Raw genomic sequence first — 16,522 nt, 5'->3', positions numbered from 1 at the left:
ACACAGTATAGAAACTTAAGTTTGCAACAACCAAACTTCGTTTTTTCGACGTAAAGTATAATAAATTACAACAACTTTTTTGTCTAATTTTTCGGGTTCAGTTCATTATATTTTCTATTTTGTCTTTATATACAATGTATTCTTTCCCATCCACTACTGCTACCACCGCAAATTCATCTTTTGGATTGAATGAAAGCCAATCAGCCCACATGTTTGTATTTGGTCCTCCACTCCACATGTTATGAACAGTGTTTTTAGTTAAATTCATAACTTTATAAGACGCATTTGGTGCATTTGTTCCAGTCTTTATTTCAAATGTGTATGCGTTATGTATTTTTTTATAAAAGTAGAAAACGTTTGATGGACGAAGCTGATTCATAAGATCCTGTTCTTTTTTCTCTGCAATTTTCATCCCTTCTTGTAATGTGACAACATCTGTTCTTAATGTTTTCCAACTGTCTTTAGCTGCATTTAAGTTAGGGGTTAAGAATTTATATCTATTTTGATCAGCTTTTTGAGCTGCTTTATCAATATGTCCCAGTACGCCTGAATATTGAGAGTCTAAATCATCCCATTGCGTGGACATATAAGTAAGAGCAGTAATAGCATTATCAATTGTACTATGCATATCACTAATATTATGAAACGCAACTCCAACTACACGATTTAATGTTATTTTATAATCTACAGTCTTACGTAATTCTGTTAATGTAGGCTCTAATCGGCCTAAATTATCTCTTGCTGTACCTATCATTATACCACCAGAAATCAACGTGGGAATAAAGGGGATTTTTACCATTGTTAATCCATCAGATTCTAATTTTTTATAATAGTTTACTTGTCCTAAAACTTCATCTAAACGCTTTTGGTCAGTCTCCACATCAGCACCTTGGTTTTTTAAAATCGATTGCAAGGTCTCTTTATGGCTTCCAAATGCTCTGACATCTTCTCCAATATCGTTTTTGAATTTAGTTAATTCTTCTATTAATGCTTTTGCAGACTTTTGATTTTGTTGAATTTCACCTCGTAAATCTGTAATGCCTTTTTTTAAAGTATCTCCATTCCCTGTATTAATCGCCTCTACTAATGTTCCGTATTGACTATCAAATTTTGTATCGTATTCAATAATGTCTGTCAATGTATCTAAAAATTGTTTTTTTACTTTCGTATCCCATGTAACAGCGTGTGCTCTTGCGTTCTTTTGATCTTGTAAAATTTTAATAGGTAAATCTGCATACCCATTAATAGTAATTCCTTCAAAACTCACATCTGGATTATTAGTTAGCAAGTAAGAATAGTCATTCATAGATTTTGTAAATACCGCAGCATCTTGCAAAGCTTTTTTCATCTGTTCTTCATTTGCTGAAAGAGACATATCTTCATTGTTAGTTTGTTCAATTTCACTTGCAAAAGTTGCTATTGGTGTGACTGCATAAGTTGTTGTAATAGTTAAAAAAGTCGATACAGCGAGTAGTTTGTAAGGGAGCTTTTTCATCATTTCATATTCCTCCTATATAGGCTTTGATTGTAAGTTCTACTTTTCTTTAAAAAATACTATTCCAATTTTGTTTAGCAGCCTTTAAGTCAACAAGTATTAAAGAGAATTTATGTTGTTGAATATTTGTTAGATTGTTAAATTGTTAAATTGAAGAAATTCTCGTTATTATGTACTTTCATAGAATGTAAGGACCTTACGCCCTCATTTAAACATTATGTTTTTAAGAAGTAAATAATAAAATTTCACCACATATATTATTAAATTTTTATATTCGGTATTGCTTTTATAAAAAACATTATAGCTAAAAAATTAAATACTATGAATCACTTCACTAAGTGAAATAGTTATGATTTGATAATTAAATCTAAAATATAATAAATTACATTGATCTATATAAATCACTTGATAAAAAATGTTTTTAATATAATTTAATAGTACTTTGTATGTTGATTTACTTTATTTAGGAAATGCAAAATTGCATATAAATAGGATCATATCAACGATACATAATCCAAAATATTATTATCATATGGATAGTAATTATATTTCCTGTAAACATTACAGGGAAAAGTTTCTTCTATAGGGAATGAGATGAGATATGCTAAAAAAATTTCTAAACGTATAGGTACAAACTAGACACATCCAGAGAATACAAAGCAAAAAACAAGGATAACGGTATAGAAGATAAAACGCTTGAAGGGCATAAAATGAAAAATAATACAGAATAGAATTTGATCTCTCATTAACGGGCGATAAGACCTTATTTTAAGATTGAGAGAGAAGTAAAGAAGATAGGTGGAGGATAAAACGTTATGAAATGAAGGAAATGAATAGATTCTGTTGTAAAGTTTTAAAAATAAGCAAAACGGCACGGGTATCTTGGCATTTGGATGAAACTTATATAAAAGCGAAAGGCGAAGTCTGTAATTAGACTCCGCCTTTTTGGTTTATAAGGAATTATTAATTGTAATACTATCACTTAAAGGTATAATCCTGGATTCAGACCTGATATTACCTTATTTTTGCGGAGTAACTGGTTCCACTTTTAATTCTTTTATTCCTTCTTTTAATGTGACCGCATCTGTTCTTAATGTTTTCCAACTGTCTTTAGCTGCATTCAAGTTAGGTTTTAAGAATTTAAATTTATTTTGATCAGCCTTTTGAGCTGCAGTATCAATATGTCCCATTACTCCCGAATATTGAGAATCTAAATCATGCCATTGCGTGGACATATAAGTAAGAGCATTAATTGCATCATCAAGTGCCTTATGCATCTCACTAATATTAATATACGCAACTCCAACTACACGATTTAATGTTGTTTTATAATCTACAGTTTGACGTAATTCTGCTAATGTAGGCTCTAACTTAGATAAATTATCTCTTGCTATACCCACTATTATGCCACCAATTATCGGTAGGCCCAAAATGGCGCCCTTCATTACATTGAATCCATCAGACTCTAATTTTTTATAATAGTTTACTGAGTCTAAAATTTGTTGTAGACGCTTTTCATCAGCCTCAACATCCGCACCTTGGTTTTTTAAAATCGACTGTAAGAGCTCTTTATTGCCTCCAAATGCTCTAACATCCTGTCCAATAGCGTCTCTTAACTTAGTTAATTCTACTATTAAATTTTGTGCAGTCTTTTGGTTTTGTTGAATCTCAGTTCGTAAATCTGTAATCCCTTCTTTTAAAGTATCTCCATCCCCTGTATTAATCGCATCTACTATTGTGTCATAATAGTTGTCAAACGTTGTATCGTATTCGACAATGCCTGTCAATGTATCTAAAAGCTGTTTTTTTACTTGCGTATCCCATGTAACAGCATGTGCTCTTGCATTCTTTTGATCTTGTACAATTCTACCAGGTAAATCTACATATCCATTAATAGTAATTCCTTCAAAGTTCACATCTGGATTTTTAATTAACATATAAGAATAGGCATTCATAGATTTTGCAAATAATCCAGCCTTTTGCAAGGTTTCTTTCATCTTTTGTTCATTAGCTGAAAGAGACGTGTCTCCAGCGTTAGCTTGTTCAATTTCGCTTGCAAAAGTTGCCACTGGCGAAACTACTGAAGTTGTTGTCATCGTTAAAAGTACTGATGCAGCAAGTATTTTATAAGGGATTTTTTTGATCATTACATATTCCTCCTATATAGGTTTTGATTTTTAGTTCTTTGCTTCTTGTGTAAAAGCGATGTCCTTCGAAATGAATTCGGCATCTTTATGAATATCACTCCAGCTTTGTTTCGCAGCTTTTAAATCATCAAGTATTAAAGAGAATTTATGTTCTTGCATAGAGTCGATATTATCATGTAAATCTGTATAATTAGCACCCATTTTATTCCATTGTTGTTGGATACTTGTTAGAGACATTATTGCTTGATCCACTGTTTGATAAAGATCTGTCAAAGTTGATTTCGCGTTAGTGAGCGAAATAACTGCTTGGCTAGCAACATCGGCTTTCGTACCTAATTCTCCGATTTTTTTAGAAATTTCATTATAGGAGTCCATATGTTTAGACGCCGTGACACCAGCTGCTGTTCCTAAACCGATACCAGCTGCGCCGAGAGCTGCAAGGCCACCAACAACAGCTGGTGTTGCTGTACCGCCAGTCACAACAATTACTACCGTTCCTGCAATGGCTGCAGCAATTAAAATGAATGCTCCTAATCCACCACCAATTGACCATGCTAATACATTGTTAAAATGCTCTGTCTGAGTAGAACGTAGCTTCTCAATTTCAGCTTGAATTTGTGGAATCAGTGCATTTTTTCCGGCTAATAGTGCTGTTAATCCACCTTGCCCATCTGGACCACCAACATTATTTTTAAACCCTGTAGAATTGTCATACAGTTTTGCTTTGAAGTCTTGTAACATCTTAATTACTTCTGTAACTTCTTTTGAATTTGTATTAATTGTAGTGATTAAATCATTTAGGCCCTCTTTTAACTCTGCTTTATCTTTCTTTTGTACAGCAGCTTCTAATATATCGTAATAATTTTTAAATTGTTCATCGTAATTTACAATATTACGTGCTGTTTTTTGAATCTTCGGCTTCGCTGTATCTAACCAATAATTTGCATTGATTCGTGACAGTTCCTGATTAAGGTGAATATTTTTAATTAATTCTGCTCCTTCTGAACCTAAATCAATATTGGATAAATTTACATTTGGTTGTTTAATCATTGTTTTTGCGTACAAATCCATTACAAGAATATTAGATCCTGTTTGAGCTAATGCTTTCTTCAGCCCTTCAGGTCCTAATTCATAATTCCCTACTTTTTGTTCTTGAGCGGTTTGTTCCTGGGCAAGTACATGAATAGTGTTACCGTTAGTAGCAGTTATAAGTGTTGCTAGAGTGGCTACAGCTAGCACTTTAAATGGAAGTTTTTTCATAACCATTCTCCTTTTCAGTATTTTGATAGATTCTTATAATCTTTATATTTTTATTAAATTCATAATATTAAAACTTATTAGCTTGTTCTTCAAGGTAACTTGTTACATTTTTTAATTGTCTTAATGTATCTTTTTGAGACTGCTGGTCAGTTGTATCAACATTAGTAGATAATTTTGTAATATTATTTTTGATTAGATTCAAATCTTCTTTATAGCGTTTCAGTAAGTCAAGTTCTACATCCACTTGATTAGCAAATGTATGTAAATCATTTTGCATAATAAGAAGCATTGATTTTTGCAGATCTGCTACTGTTAGATTCTTTGTTAAATCATAAAATTTTTGGTTTTGTGTCTCTAAATCAGCTAAATGTGCTCGTTGCTCTGCTGTTAGTTTATTTATTTCAGCAAAGGCACTATATGTTTGTTTAATTTTTTCAGAATCAATAACTTTCGTAAGATCATACTCTTTCGTTTTTGTAACTGCAGCTGCAGCTATTTCAGCTTGCTTAGTTTTCTCAATTGCTTCACGAGCTTCTTTTTTGGCAGCTTCGATCTCTACAGCAGATTTACCTTTTTCTTTCAATTCTTGCTCTACTTTTTTCTCTGCCTCTAAAATAGAGTTGTTAATTTCTTTTCCTTTGTTATATGCTGCCACTGCTGTTTGAGCAGCCGGTTCAATGATATCTTTTGAAAGATTATAGACTTCTTTGAATATAACAAACCCTTGTTCATTTAAAGCTCCTGGTAACAACGCTATTTGTTGTAAATCATCTTGAATTGATTTTTGGGTATTTAGTATTTCACCTTTTAGCTGGTCTATTTTTCCTGTTCCATCTGAACTTAGTACCCCTTGCGCTTTTGTAACATCAGCATCGAGATCTGTAAGTTTTTTATCAAGCTCTGATTTAAGATCTGTTAATTCATTAATTTGGCGTTGTACGTTGTCTTGGTTCGTCATAGTCATGTCTTGAAGAACTTCTAGTCTATCCAAAAATCCTTCTTTATCTTCTCTATTGTCTACAAATCCTTTTAATGCTGGATAGTAGCTATTAAATTTAGTTACAAATCCCTTACTTTTTGAGTTTAATAGAATTAGCTTTGGATAAAGTTCCGATGACCATTCGTTCATATCTTGTTTGATTAAGGATTGGTTCGTATTTAAAGATGGAACCTCCATAAGCTGTACATTAGGACTCATTAAAGCTTTATCTATATATGTTTGGATTAATTTAGATTGTGCACCTAATTTTCGTAATGATGAGGAAATATCCGTGTTCTCTTGTTGCGTTTCTGCCTGAACGATTGGCGTTGCGAGAGTATTGATAGGAATATTTGCTCCAGTAACAATGGATGTTATTAAAAATCCTGTAAGTATTTTATTTTTCATTCAGTACACCTCTTCACTATTGTCTTTTTACAATTTTATTCATACATCTTGAACGAACTATCTCTTTGCTTTCTTCTTGCATAATTGAGGTAAGAAAATTCTTTCGGATAGAGTGTGAAATCAAGAAACTCTCGTTATGATCTATTTTCATGGAATGTAAGGACCTTACGCCCTCATTGTAAACATTATGTTTTTGATAAGTAAACAATAAAATTCCATCGACTATATTTTAAAATTTAGATGTTCCATATTCGCATTTGAAAAAATATTATATCTAAAAAATTAAATGCTATGAATCACTTCATTAAGTGAAATAGTTATAATTTGATAATTAGGACTTAGATGTAAAGGTTTTCATCAGTTTATATAAATCGCTTATTAAAATATGTTTTTAATATAATTTAATAGTACCTTGTATATTGGTTTACTTTATTTGGGAAATGTAAAATTGCATATCAATATAGTCATTTCAACGATAAATAATCTATAAAATTATTATCCTATGAATAGTAATTATGTTTTCTATAAAGTGAAATTTCCATGAGTGGGGCTTCATCCCCCACTCATGGTTAGCCCTCACCAATTGGGCCTATACGGACAGTTATTCCCCGCCTATCTTCTTTGCTTCTCTCGCAATCTTGAATTGGGGATCTCACTTCCCGTTAATATGGGATAAACATTACAGGGGGATCTTCTACAGGGAATGAGATATACTAAAAATATTTTTAAACGTACATTTTTCTTTTTTTGATACCGTCCCTCTAACAGAGAAATTGCAAGGGAACAAATCAGTAGATGCACAATTATGTATGGGAGCTTTTCAGTAGCTTAATGAATTCATTTTGAATTGCGGGAGTGGTAGGAGTTAAGAAAGCATGGATTTGTGGAAGACGTAACATATGGTCCAGCTATAGATGTATTCCAAGTAGTGTCTATTTTACAGAATGATCAGTTTGCGAATTTCTTTAATCACCTTAACAAAACATGGATTATTACGACAAAATTCGACAAATGTAAAATTGTATATTTGTTAATATAGATTAAGGAATTATTTATACCATTGTTCTAGGAGGATTACTAAATGTTGAAAAAGTTAGCAACATTGCTTATGTGTAGTGTGTTTGCCTTTCATTTAGCTGCATGCGGCAATAATGCAAAAGCGACAGAAAACAAGGATGCAAATGTAGAAAAACAAAAAAAGGCTGAGGAACAGCAGAAAGCTGAGGAACAAAAGAAGCAAGAAGAGGACCAGAAAAAGCAGGAAGAATTAAAAAAACAACAAGAAAACAGTACGTATGAAGATGTGACAGTGGCAGATCGTGAAAATAACACGCCAAACAGTGCAGAAAATAAAGTACAAAACGAAAGCTTAGTGAATGATTCGATTCATCATATTGATGATGAAAAAAATAAAATGAATACGAATCGCGTGGTAAATGCAACTGTACGTAAAAATATTGACGGCGATACGCTGAAAGTGCAATTAGAGAATGGGAAAGAAGAAACAGTGCGCTTTTTGCTTGTTGATACACCCGAAACAAAACATCCACGTCTAGGTGTGCAACCATTCGGACCAGAAGCAAGTGCATTCACGAAGAAATACGCAAGCGAGGGAAAGAAAATTCAGCTTGAATTAGATGTAAGTGAACGTGAAAAATACGGACGTCTATTAGCTTATGTATGGGTAGATGGACAGATGCTAAATCGATTACTAATTGAACAAGGGTTAGCGCGCGTGGCATATATATATGCGCCGAATACAAAGTATGTCGATTATTTACGCGAATTCCAAACAAAGGCACAGGCAAATAAGAAAGGTATTTGGAGTGTAGAAAACTATGCAACAGATAACGGCTTTGATAAAAATAAAACAGCAAAGCCTGCTACATCTGCACCGGCCTCGAAACAATCACAACCTGCGCCAACTGAAGCACAGCCAAAACCAGAACAGAAACAACAACCCAATAACAACTTACCACAGGGTGAATACCATTTTAGCAGCTGTAAAGAAGCAAAAGCAGCTGGGTTCTCCAATATTCCAAAAGGTCATCCAGCCTATTCGTCTAAATTAGACCGAGATGGCGATGGAATGGCTTGTGATAAGTAAATACAAAAAAAGCTGTTTCCAAAATATTTTGGAACAGCTTTTTTCTTTAGCATCAGCAGCCGAATCCGCCTCCAAAACAACTACAACCGATTATGATTAGTAGAATAAACAATACAATCAGTAAGGCAAATCCGCCACCGAAGCCACTACAACCAGCTCCAAAACCCATAATTTATTCCTCCTTTTAATAGAAACAAACAATGAGAGCTACAGTTAGAGATCTTTCGGCGGATTTACAATACATTATGTGTCCTAGAACGATAGAGTGCATGGCTTAAAAGATGATTTTTGTTGCTTATAGTACAGCATGTTTTTGTCGGTATTGTCTCGGAGTAGTATTCGTGAATTTTTGAAAACCTTTGGGAAATCTAGAACTCTCTGTATTTTTTCTAAAAGATTAATAACGTCATAGTAACAATGAAAGTTTTTCGCAAGACTTTTGTAACATTTATGAGAGAGAAATGAAAGATTTGTTAGATATGATGAAGTCAATCTTACTAGTGAATGTACTCATGTCCTTAGTAAACAAGGAGGAAAATGATAATGAAGAAAAAAAAATTGAAGCCAGCATTTGCTGTATTAAGCAGTGTAACGATGGCGCTAACTTTAGCATCCCCTGCTTTAGCCGAAACAAAGCCTGAACAAGATGGAAAAGTGGAGACCTTTAAAGAAGATAAAAATCTAAAGGACGGACAGAATATTATCTATGGTGATTCTGGAAAAAAGGGAATCATGATTATGGAAGAGCCACAGGCAAATAACGATTGGGACGAGGATGGTATTCCTAATGATGTGGAAGAAAAAGGATTTAAAATTGTATTTAATGAAAAGACAGGGAAAAATGAAGCCCAGTTATATGACCTTGTGGAAGACTTTGGGAAAAAGAGATTTATAACAAATCCGAAGAGTGCAAACTCAGATGGGGACCCTTTTACAGATAACTATGAAGTGGAGCATTATGATAGTGATTCTGATATAGATTTTAATCCCATGATTGCGAATGTACCAAATCTACAAATTGCTGTAAAACGTATCGATATTACTCCCGTTGCTAGTATTACAGATTCAAATGGTGAATCGCGTACTAAAAGTTGGGAAAAAAGTTTATCTGTCCAACATTCTTTTAATGTTGGATTAGGTGTTGAAGGCGGCGCCGAGGGATCGGCAGCGGGTCCTGTCCCTTCAGGAAAAGGATCGTTAAATGTAGGATATGGTTACTCTAATACAAAAACGGAAACAGAAAGCATCTCTAATAGTTTTGATTGGTCAACAGCAACAACTGTTGATTCAGCTAAAGCAGCAAATGTGCGTTTCCATCTAGAATATAAAAACACAGGTACTGCATCTGCTGGGGATGTTTCACCTCACTTTAACATTCGATTAGGTAATAAAATTATTAATACTGTAAAGGCAACACAAGATCGTTATAAAGCCAACTTGTTAACTACAGCAAAAGGTGGAAACAATAAAACTGAAATTCTAATGGATAGTGTAGAAGGTCAAGTGGATGTAAAAATTTCCCTAACACTGGATGAATTAAAAGCAGTAGAACAAGGGGCACCCCTTTCTATTGAAGTCTTGCCTACTAGTACGATGAATGTGTATACAATGAAAGATGGACAATTTGTAAATTTAGGAGATTGGTCGCATTTTGCATCAAATGTAAATGCTTCTACTACATTAGTAGAAACAAACTACGGTTCTATACCAAAATATAGAGTCTATACACCAAGAACGGGCAAGGAAAAGCCTGCTAACATTAATCATAATCTTTCACTAGACGAATTCTTTGCACATACTGAGATAGCTGATAAAGGTTGGGTAGCGAATTATATAGTAAATGGTCGACTAAACCCAGAGCGAGTTCGTTATGGTCCAAATCGGACTCTTTTAGAACGAGGTAAGAACCTTGGTTTCTTTGATAACCGTGCACTACGACCGACTCTATCATATAGCAGTTATGATTATAGCAAGAAAAAGATTTACGCATCAGTTATACCAGGGATATTTAATTTGAATGAAGAAATATTTGTTACGGTTCGTAATAAAAAAGGTGAGAATCAAAAGGTAACACTAGTTCGAAATCAGAATTCAAATGTGTATGAATCTAAAGAAAATGAACCTGTAGACTTAGCGATAAACCGTAGATCTCTTGGAGAAAATTCCGCTAAGTTTGAACTTATTGATGAAAAAGAGAATAAAACTGAAGTCTTCACGCCTCTTGTGTCAAATAAAAGCTATCTAGAAGCTATCGATAAATTAGTAGTAGATAATTCTGGAGAACCTATAGTAGAAGGTAAAAAGTACTATTTGAAGTCATCTGTTAACTTTCATGATGGTGTAAAGGAATCCTGGTCCGCCGGTACTTTAAGTCAATCAATTAATGGGAGATATGTACACTTTTCACTTAAGAGTAATAATTGGGATGGATTGAGACTCGGTCCTATCCAACAAGCAATACATGGACCAGACATTCAAGCAACACCAGTATTAATTGAAAGAAAAGGAAAACCTAAACCTGAAGAACCATTCAAAAAAGATGAAGAAGTGTTTCTTAAGTTTACGAATAGTAATCACAGTGGTTATCAGTATCTCAACATTGGAAATGGATATGATTATAGCTGGTTAGATCAAGAAAATAATAGATCTGCTATTAAATTAGACAAACTTCCTAATCAGAAGAACTTCTATCTAAAATCTGATTCTACTTATATAACATCTAGAGAAAATCAGTGGACTAGTTCTGTTGCAGATAATGGTATTGCCCCGCTTGTGGGTGCTGGTGAGCGTGTTTTAAGATCTGAGCATACAACTTCACCAGGTAATTATCACCAATGGGAATTAGAAAGTGTGAAATAAAGTAAGAAATTATAAGACTGCAAAGTGTTTCTTTTAGATGGCTTTGCAGTCTGTTTCTATTTTTTACTGAAAGATTTCTATGTTGAAGAACCGCAACGAAAAAATTCATTCCGCTTCTTGCTTCAATCTTTTCAATTTGTATTGTACTCTCTTATATCATTGACTTTTCTGTTATAATAGCTCTTGCATTCAATTTTGGAATGGTTATCATAACAATGGTATTTTTACTACAAGATTTTTCTAAGCTTAGTAGAAATTGATTAGTGTATTAATCCCATTAATCGCAATAAGGACTTATATTATGTAACAAAGCCTTTCCAATTCTATGCTCAACATTTAAAACTTCGATATGTAATCCTCAAAGGGTTGAAAATATAACAGTATTCTCCTTTTAAGTATGTCACCTGAATTGTATCATTATTTTTCGTGAATAAATGACTATAGTTCTTGACTTGGAATATATATATTATCAATTATTATATTTGCATAAAAGATAACTATAAGCAAAAAATGATAGATTTCTTTTCATGTACAAGAGTATATGCTTGTTTTCTACCATAGGCAAAGTTGAAAACAGAAGAAGAGAGAGTACAGGTTTTGTTGTATTCTGCTTATATGTCGGGAAATTAAAATAGATACATAGAAAAGAACAGCGGGGGTTCTAGTTATGAAACAAAGAATTGTAATTATAGAAGACGAAGAGAATATTAGAGAAATATGTAAACGGTATTTAGAGAGAGAAGGGTATGAAGTATTTACAGCTGAAAATGGAACAGAAGGCTGGAATGCGTTTCAACAATATCAACCAGATTTAATTATTTTAGATTTAATGATGCCGAAAAAAGATGGCTGGGAGTTATGTGAGGAAATTCGTCAACAATCGAACGTTCCTATTATTATGTTAACCGCTAGAGGCGAGGAAAGAGATCGCATTTTAGGCTTAACAATTGGGGCAGATGATTATGTGACAAAGCCGTTTTCGCCTCGCGAATTAGTTTTAAGGGTTCAAATTATATTAAGAAGAGGGAACCAGCCAGTCGTGCAAACGAAAGAACCGGAATTAGAAGTGATAGAGTTTTCAGATTTAGAGATTTATCCAGCAAAGAGAAGTGTATTTGTTTGTGGAAATGAAGTTGACTTAACCGTTAAAGAGTTTGAAGTACTTTATACGATGGCAAAACATCCAAAACAGGTGTTTTCTCGGTCGCAGCTTCTTGAGCAAATTTGGGAATTTGAATATGAAGGTTGCACCAATACAGTAACGGTGTTAATGAGTCGTTTACGTGAAAAATTGGATAAGCACACGACAAAGAACCGTTGGATTCATACTGTTTGGGGCATAGGGTATCGTTTTGATCCGAGTGGAGGAAATGAAACATGAAACTACGTTATCAATTGTTATTGATGAATTCATTAAGCATGAGTATCATGGTCATTGCGATATGGTACAGTGATACGAGAATGTTACTTAGACCAGAACAAACTCGGTTATTAACAGGAGTTGCGATTGTAGCAATGATTCTGTCAACTCTTATCTATTGGTTATTAACACGCCCGATTATGAGATCCATTCAAAATTTAATTGCATTATCACAACAATTTAGTGATAGGCATTTTGAAACGATGTATATAATTGGAAAAGAACCCCGAGAGTTTAAGGAACTCGCAACAGCTTTTCAGAAGATGGCGAAAAAGTTAGAAGAAGGATTTACGAAGTTAGAAGAAGGGGAAAAAGCGCGTACAGAGCTGATTTCCAATATTTCACATGACTTAAGAACACCCATTGCCAGCGTACAATTGATGATAGAAGCAATGCAAGATAATGTAATTGAAGATCCTGACATGAAAAAGCAGTACTTAGCCACAATATTAAAGGAAATGCAAAGATTAAATGGTTTAATTAATAACTTATTTGATCTTTCCAAGTTAGAACTTGGACAAGAAGAGTTTCATCCAAGTTTAACACATGTGGACAGAGTGCTATTAGAAGTACTAGATTCACATTCTATCTTGCTAGAGGAAAAACGAATGCATTTAGAAGTACAGGTGTCTGATACATTGCCTCGGCTTTTGATTATGCCGTGTAAAATAGTACGGGTTATTAGTAATTTGTTACATAATGCAATTCGGTATTCTCCTGCAGCTTCCACAATTGATTTGATTGTGGAAGAAAATAAGCAGAAGCAACATGTCCAATTTATTATTCGTGATGAAGGACAAGGCATCAAATACAATGATCAATTACGCATATTTGAACGTTTCTATCGAACGGATCAGTCCAGAAGTTCGCAATCTGGAGGATCCGGGCTTGGATTAGCTATCGCAAAATCATTAGTTGAAATGCACAAAGGCGAAATTGGTGTGCGAGATCGTTTAGATGGGAAACAAGGAACTGAATTTTGGTTTACGCTTCCTATTACATTAGAAAAAAAATAAGGCGTGAAAGACTTTTGTAATAGTTATGTTATGGAAATGAGAGATTTCCTTGCTAACATATAAGTGTTAGAGGAGGGAACTTACTTTATGAAAAGAAAACATATATTCCTTATAGGAGCATTCATAATTGTTGGGGGGATATTGTGGTCCTTATTCCGCCCAGAGAAATTATTTATTGATAAGAAAGTAAATGAAACATTGCCGCAAACAGAAATGAAATCAAAAGAAACAAAGCAGGTAATAAGCCAAGGACAGTTTCAAAGCGGTGTCCATGAAACAACTGGAACAGCAACAATCCATCAATTAGCAGATGGAAAACGTATTTTACGCCTTACTAATTTTACAACTTCTAACGGACCGGATGTTCGAGTTGTATTAGTTCCTACAAAGCAATTGAAAAATAATGAAGATGTTAAAAATTATAAGTATATTGAATTAGGAAAATTAAAAGGAAACAAAGGCGATCAAAACTATGAGATTCCTGATGAGATAGATGTAAGTGCATACGGCGCAGTTTCTGTATGGTGTAAGAGATTTAATGAGAACTTTGGCGTGGCATATGTAAATAAAAATTGAAAAACGGACATACCCCCCTTTTTTCTAGGTGATCAAGAGTATCTGGCTATGCATAGAAGCGATCAGGATCTATTCCTGCCACGTGCGAGGTTTAAAACAAAGGAAGCAAGCAAGTACAGGTCATGTTGTATTCTGTATAGCAGCGACTTATATGTCGAAAAATGAAAATGGATGTATATAAAAAACGGGTGATAGAACTGAAATCTATTACCTGTTTTTTAATTTTTATAAAATTATATTTATAAACATAAATTAAATAATATATAAAACCCTTTTTTTTAGGGGGAACGAGAGCATCTGGCCGTGCATAGAAGCAGTCAGGGTCTATTCCTGCCACGTGCGAGGTTTAAAACAGGGGGAGAAAGTAAGTAGCGGTCATGTTATGCTGCTGTATAGCAGTGACTTATATTATATGTCGAAAAATGAAAATGGATTTATAATACATATAAAAAGCTAGTAAAATATGAGAAAAATAATGCAAACGATTGCAATAAATGATAATATGTAAACGCATACATGTATGTTTGTAATTACAAATATAGAATGAAACCCTTTGCCTTCATTCAAGTTTTTATTATTTGTAGTCTTAATTTTTAGAAAAGGAGAGAGCGTATGAAAAAATATTTAAAAGGCTGTAGTATTGCCATGTTATCTGTTCTTATATTGTTTGCTTTTTCAATTTTTCCAAGCCAGAGTTATGCAGCTGTAAACGGGCAATCAATGAACGGAAATTACAAAGCATATATTATGGCACCGCTAAAGAAAATACCCGATATGATGACATGGGAGACGTTTGAAAATGATTTACGCTGGGCAAAACAAAACGGCTTCTCTGCTATTACTGTTGATTTTTGGTGGGGAGATATGGAGAAGAATGGAGATCAACAATTTGATTTTTCTTATGCCCAGCGCTTTGCACAATCTGTAAGAAATGCTGGTATGAAAATGATTCCGATTATTTCAACGCATCAATGTGGCGGTAATGTTGGAGATGATTGCAATGTACCGCTTCCTTCTTGGATATGGAATCAAAAATCAGATGATAGTTTATATTTTAAATCGGAAACAGGAACGATTAATAAAGAAACATTAAATCCGCTAGCTTCAGATGTAATTCGAAAGCAGTACGGAGAACTATATAATGCTTTTGCAGAGGCGATGGCTCCGTATAAAGATGTCATTTCGAAGATTTATTTATCGGGCGGTCCGGCTGGAGAAACACGTTATCCATCTTATACGTCGGCTGATGGATCAGGTTACCCGTCTAGAGGGAAGTTTCAAGCTTATACGGAATTTGCGAAAGAGCAATTTCGTTCTTGGACATTACAAAAATATGGATCTTTAGCAGGAATAAACAAAGCTTGGGGGACAAACTTAACTTCTATGTCACAAGTACTTCCTCCATCTGATGGAAATCAATTTTTGACAATCGGCTATCAAACAAAGTACGGTGAAGATTTCTTAAAGTGGTATGAAGGTGTGTTAGAAGAACATACAAAATTGATAGGTGAATTAGCTCATTCTGCATTTGATAATACGTTCCACGTACCAATTGGAGCAAAAGTTGCTGGTGTTCATTGGCAATACAACAATCCAAATCTTCCGCACAGTGCTGAAAAGCCGGCGGGATATAATGATTATAGTAGTTTGTTAGACGCCTTTAAGAGTGCAAAATTAGATTTAACATTTACCTGCTTAGAAATGTCAGATAAGGGAACATATCCAGAATATTCAATGCCAAAAACACTTGTAAAACAAGTAGCTAAGCTTGCGAATGAAAAAGGGATTGTCCTAAATGGCGAAAATGCGTTAAGCATAGGAAGCGATAATGAATATAAGAAAGCAGCTGAAATGGCTTTTAATTATAACTTTGCGGGATTCACACTGCTTCGTTATCAAGATGTTATGTACAATAATACATTGATGGCACAGTTCAAAGATACTTTAGGAGTTACTCCTACTTCGCAAACAATTGTTGTAAAAAATGCACCAACAACTACTGGAGATACAGTGTATATTGCTGGAGATCGTGCCGAGTTAGGGCAGTGGGATACAACACTATATCCTATTAAATTATCATATAACTCTACTTACGGAGATTGGAGAGGCACAGTTTACTTACCAGCTGAGCGAAATGTTCAATTCAAAGCGTTTATTAAGCGCCAAGATGGAACGATTAAAGCATGGCAGCCAAATCAGCAATATTGGACACCAATTCCAGTGACTTCTACTGTGTATACGGATTTATGGTAGTT

Annotated in this window: 11 protein-coding genes; 6 read left to right on the top strand and 5 right to left on the bottom strand. The window is 34.1% G+C overall.

Going from position 1 to position 16,522, the window contains the following annotated elements:
- Positions 1 to 97: 97 nt before the first annotated feature.
- From hblB to hblC, 4 genes are all read right to left on the bottom strand, one after another.
- Positions 98 to 1,498: a hemolysin BL regulatory component HblB gene (gene hblB / locus PLX19_RS11015; protein ID WP_272188631.1), complete on the bottom strand. Its 1,401-nt coding sequence runs from the start codon at positions 1,496 to 1,498 to the stop codon at positions 98 to 100.
- Positions 1,499 to 2,514: 1,016 nt separating this feature from the next.
- Positions 2,515 to 3,642, bottom strand: coding sequence for a hemolysin BL binding component B (gene hblA, locus PLX19_RS11010; protein WP_272188629.1), 1,128 nt, complete (start codon positions 3,640 to 3,642; stop codon positions 2,515 to 2,517).
- A gap of 30 nt (positions 3,643 to 3,672) precedes the next feature.
- Positions 3,673 to 4,902 (bottom strand): hemolysin BL lytic component L1, encoded by a 1,230-nt coding sequence (gene hblD, locus PLX19_RS11005; RefSeq protein WP_272188628.1) that lies wholly within the window; start codon positions 4,900 to 4,902, stop codon positions 3,673 to 3,675.
- 67 nt (positions 4,903 to 4,969) lie between these two features.
- On the bottom strand, positions 4,970 to 6,289 hold the full coding sequence (gene hblC / locus PLX19_RS11000) for a hemolysin BL lytic component L2 (protein ID WP_272188626.1): 1,320 nt from the start codon (positions 6,287 to 6,289) through the stop codon (positions 4,970 to 4,972).
- Between the two features lie 1,081 nt (positions 6,290 to 7,370).
- Here hblC and PLX19_RS10995 point away from each other — a divergent pair.
- Positions 7,371 to 8,396, top strand: a complete 1,026-nt coding sequence (locus tag PLX19_RS10995; protein WP_272188624.1) for a thermonuclease family protein — start codon at positions 7,371 to 7,373, stop codon at positions 8,394 to 8,396.
- 52 nt (positions 8,397 to 8,448) lie between these two features.
- Here PLX19_RS10995 and PLX19_RS10990 read toward each other — a convergent pair whose 3' ends face one another.
- Positions 8,449 to 8,565: a YjcZ family sporulation protein gene (locus tag PLX19_RS10990; protein WP_272188623.1), complete on the bottom strand. Its 117-nt coding sequence runs from the start codon at positions 8,563 to 8,565 to the stop codon at positions 8,449 to 8,451.
- 374 nt (positions 8,566 to 8,939) lie between these two features.
- Between PLX19_RS10990 and PLX19_RS10985 the strand changes: the two genes are divergently transcribed.
- The 5 genes from PLX19_RS10985 to PLX19_RS10965 all read left to right on the top strand — a co-directional run bounded on the left by PLX19_RS10985 (position 8,940) and on the right by PLX19_RS10965 (position 16,520).
- The gene (locus tag PLX19_RS10985) at positions 8,940 to 11,255 is read left to right on the top strand and encodes a binary toxin-like calcium binding domain-containing protein (protein WP_272188622.1); all 2,316 of its coding nucleotides are present in this window, start codon (positions 8,940 to 8,942) and stop codon (positions 11,253 to 11,255) included.
- 667 nt (positions 11,256 to 11,922) lie between these two features.
- Positions 11,923 to 12,636, top strand: a complete 714-nt coding sequence (locus tag PLX19_RS10980; RefSeq protein WP_272188621.1) for a response regulator transcription factor — start codon at positions 11,923 to 11,925, stop codon at positions 12,634 to 12,636.
- Positions 12,633 to 13,691 carry a sensor histidine kinase gene (locus PLX19_RS10975; protein ID WP_272188620.1) on the top strand — a complete coding sequence of 353 codons (1,059 nt, stop codon included), beginning with the start codon at positions 12,633 to 12,635 and terminating at the stop codon, positions 13,689 to 13,691. The genes PLX19_RS10980 and PLX19_RS10975 overlap by 4 nt, the downstream gene beginning before the upstream one ends.
- An 87-nt stretch (positions 13,692 to 13,778) precedes the next feature.
- The gene (locus tag PLX19_RS10970; RefSeq protein WP_272188619.1) at positions 13,779 to 14,267 is read left to right on the top strand and encodes a DM13 domain-containing protein; all 489 of its coding nucleotides are present in this window, start codon (positions 13,779 to 13,781) and stop codon (positions 14,265 to 14,267) included.
- Positions 14,268 to 14,912: 645 nt separating this feature from the next.
- Positions 14,913 to 16,520, top strand: coding sequence for a family 14 glycosylhydrolase (locus PLX19_RS10965; protein WP_442869042.1), 1,608 nt, complete (start codon positions 14,913 to 14,915; stop codon positions 16,518 to 16,520).
- Positions 16,521 to 16,522: the final 2 nt, after the last annotated feature.

The organism is Bacillus sp. BP-3 (assembly GCF_028401955.1).
Classification (GTDB): Bacteria; Bacillota; Bacilli; order Bacillales; family Bacillaceae_G; genus Bacillus_A.
This window is presented reverse-complemented; position numbering and strand designations above follow the sequence as displayed.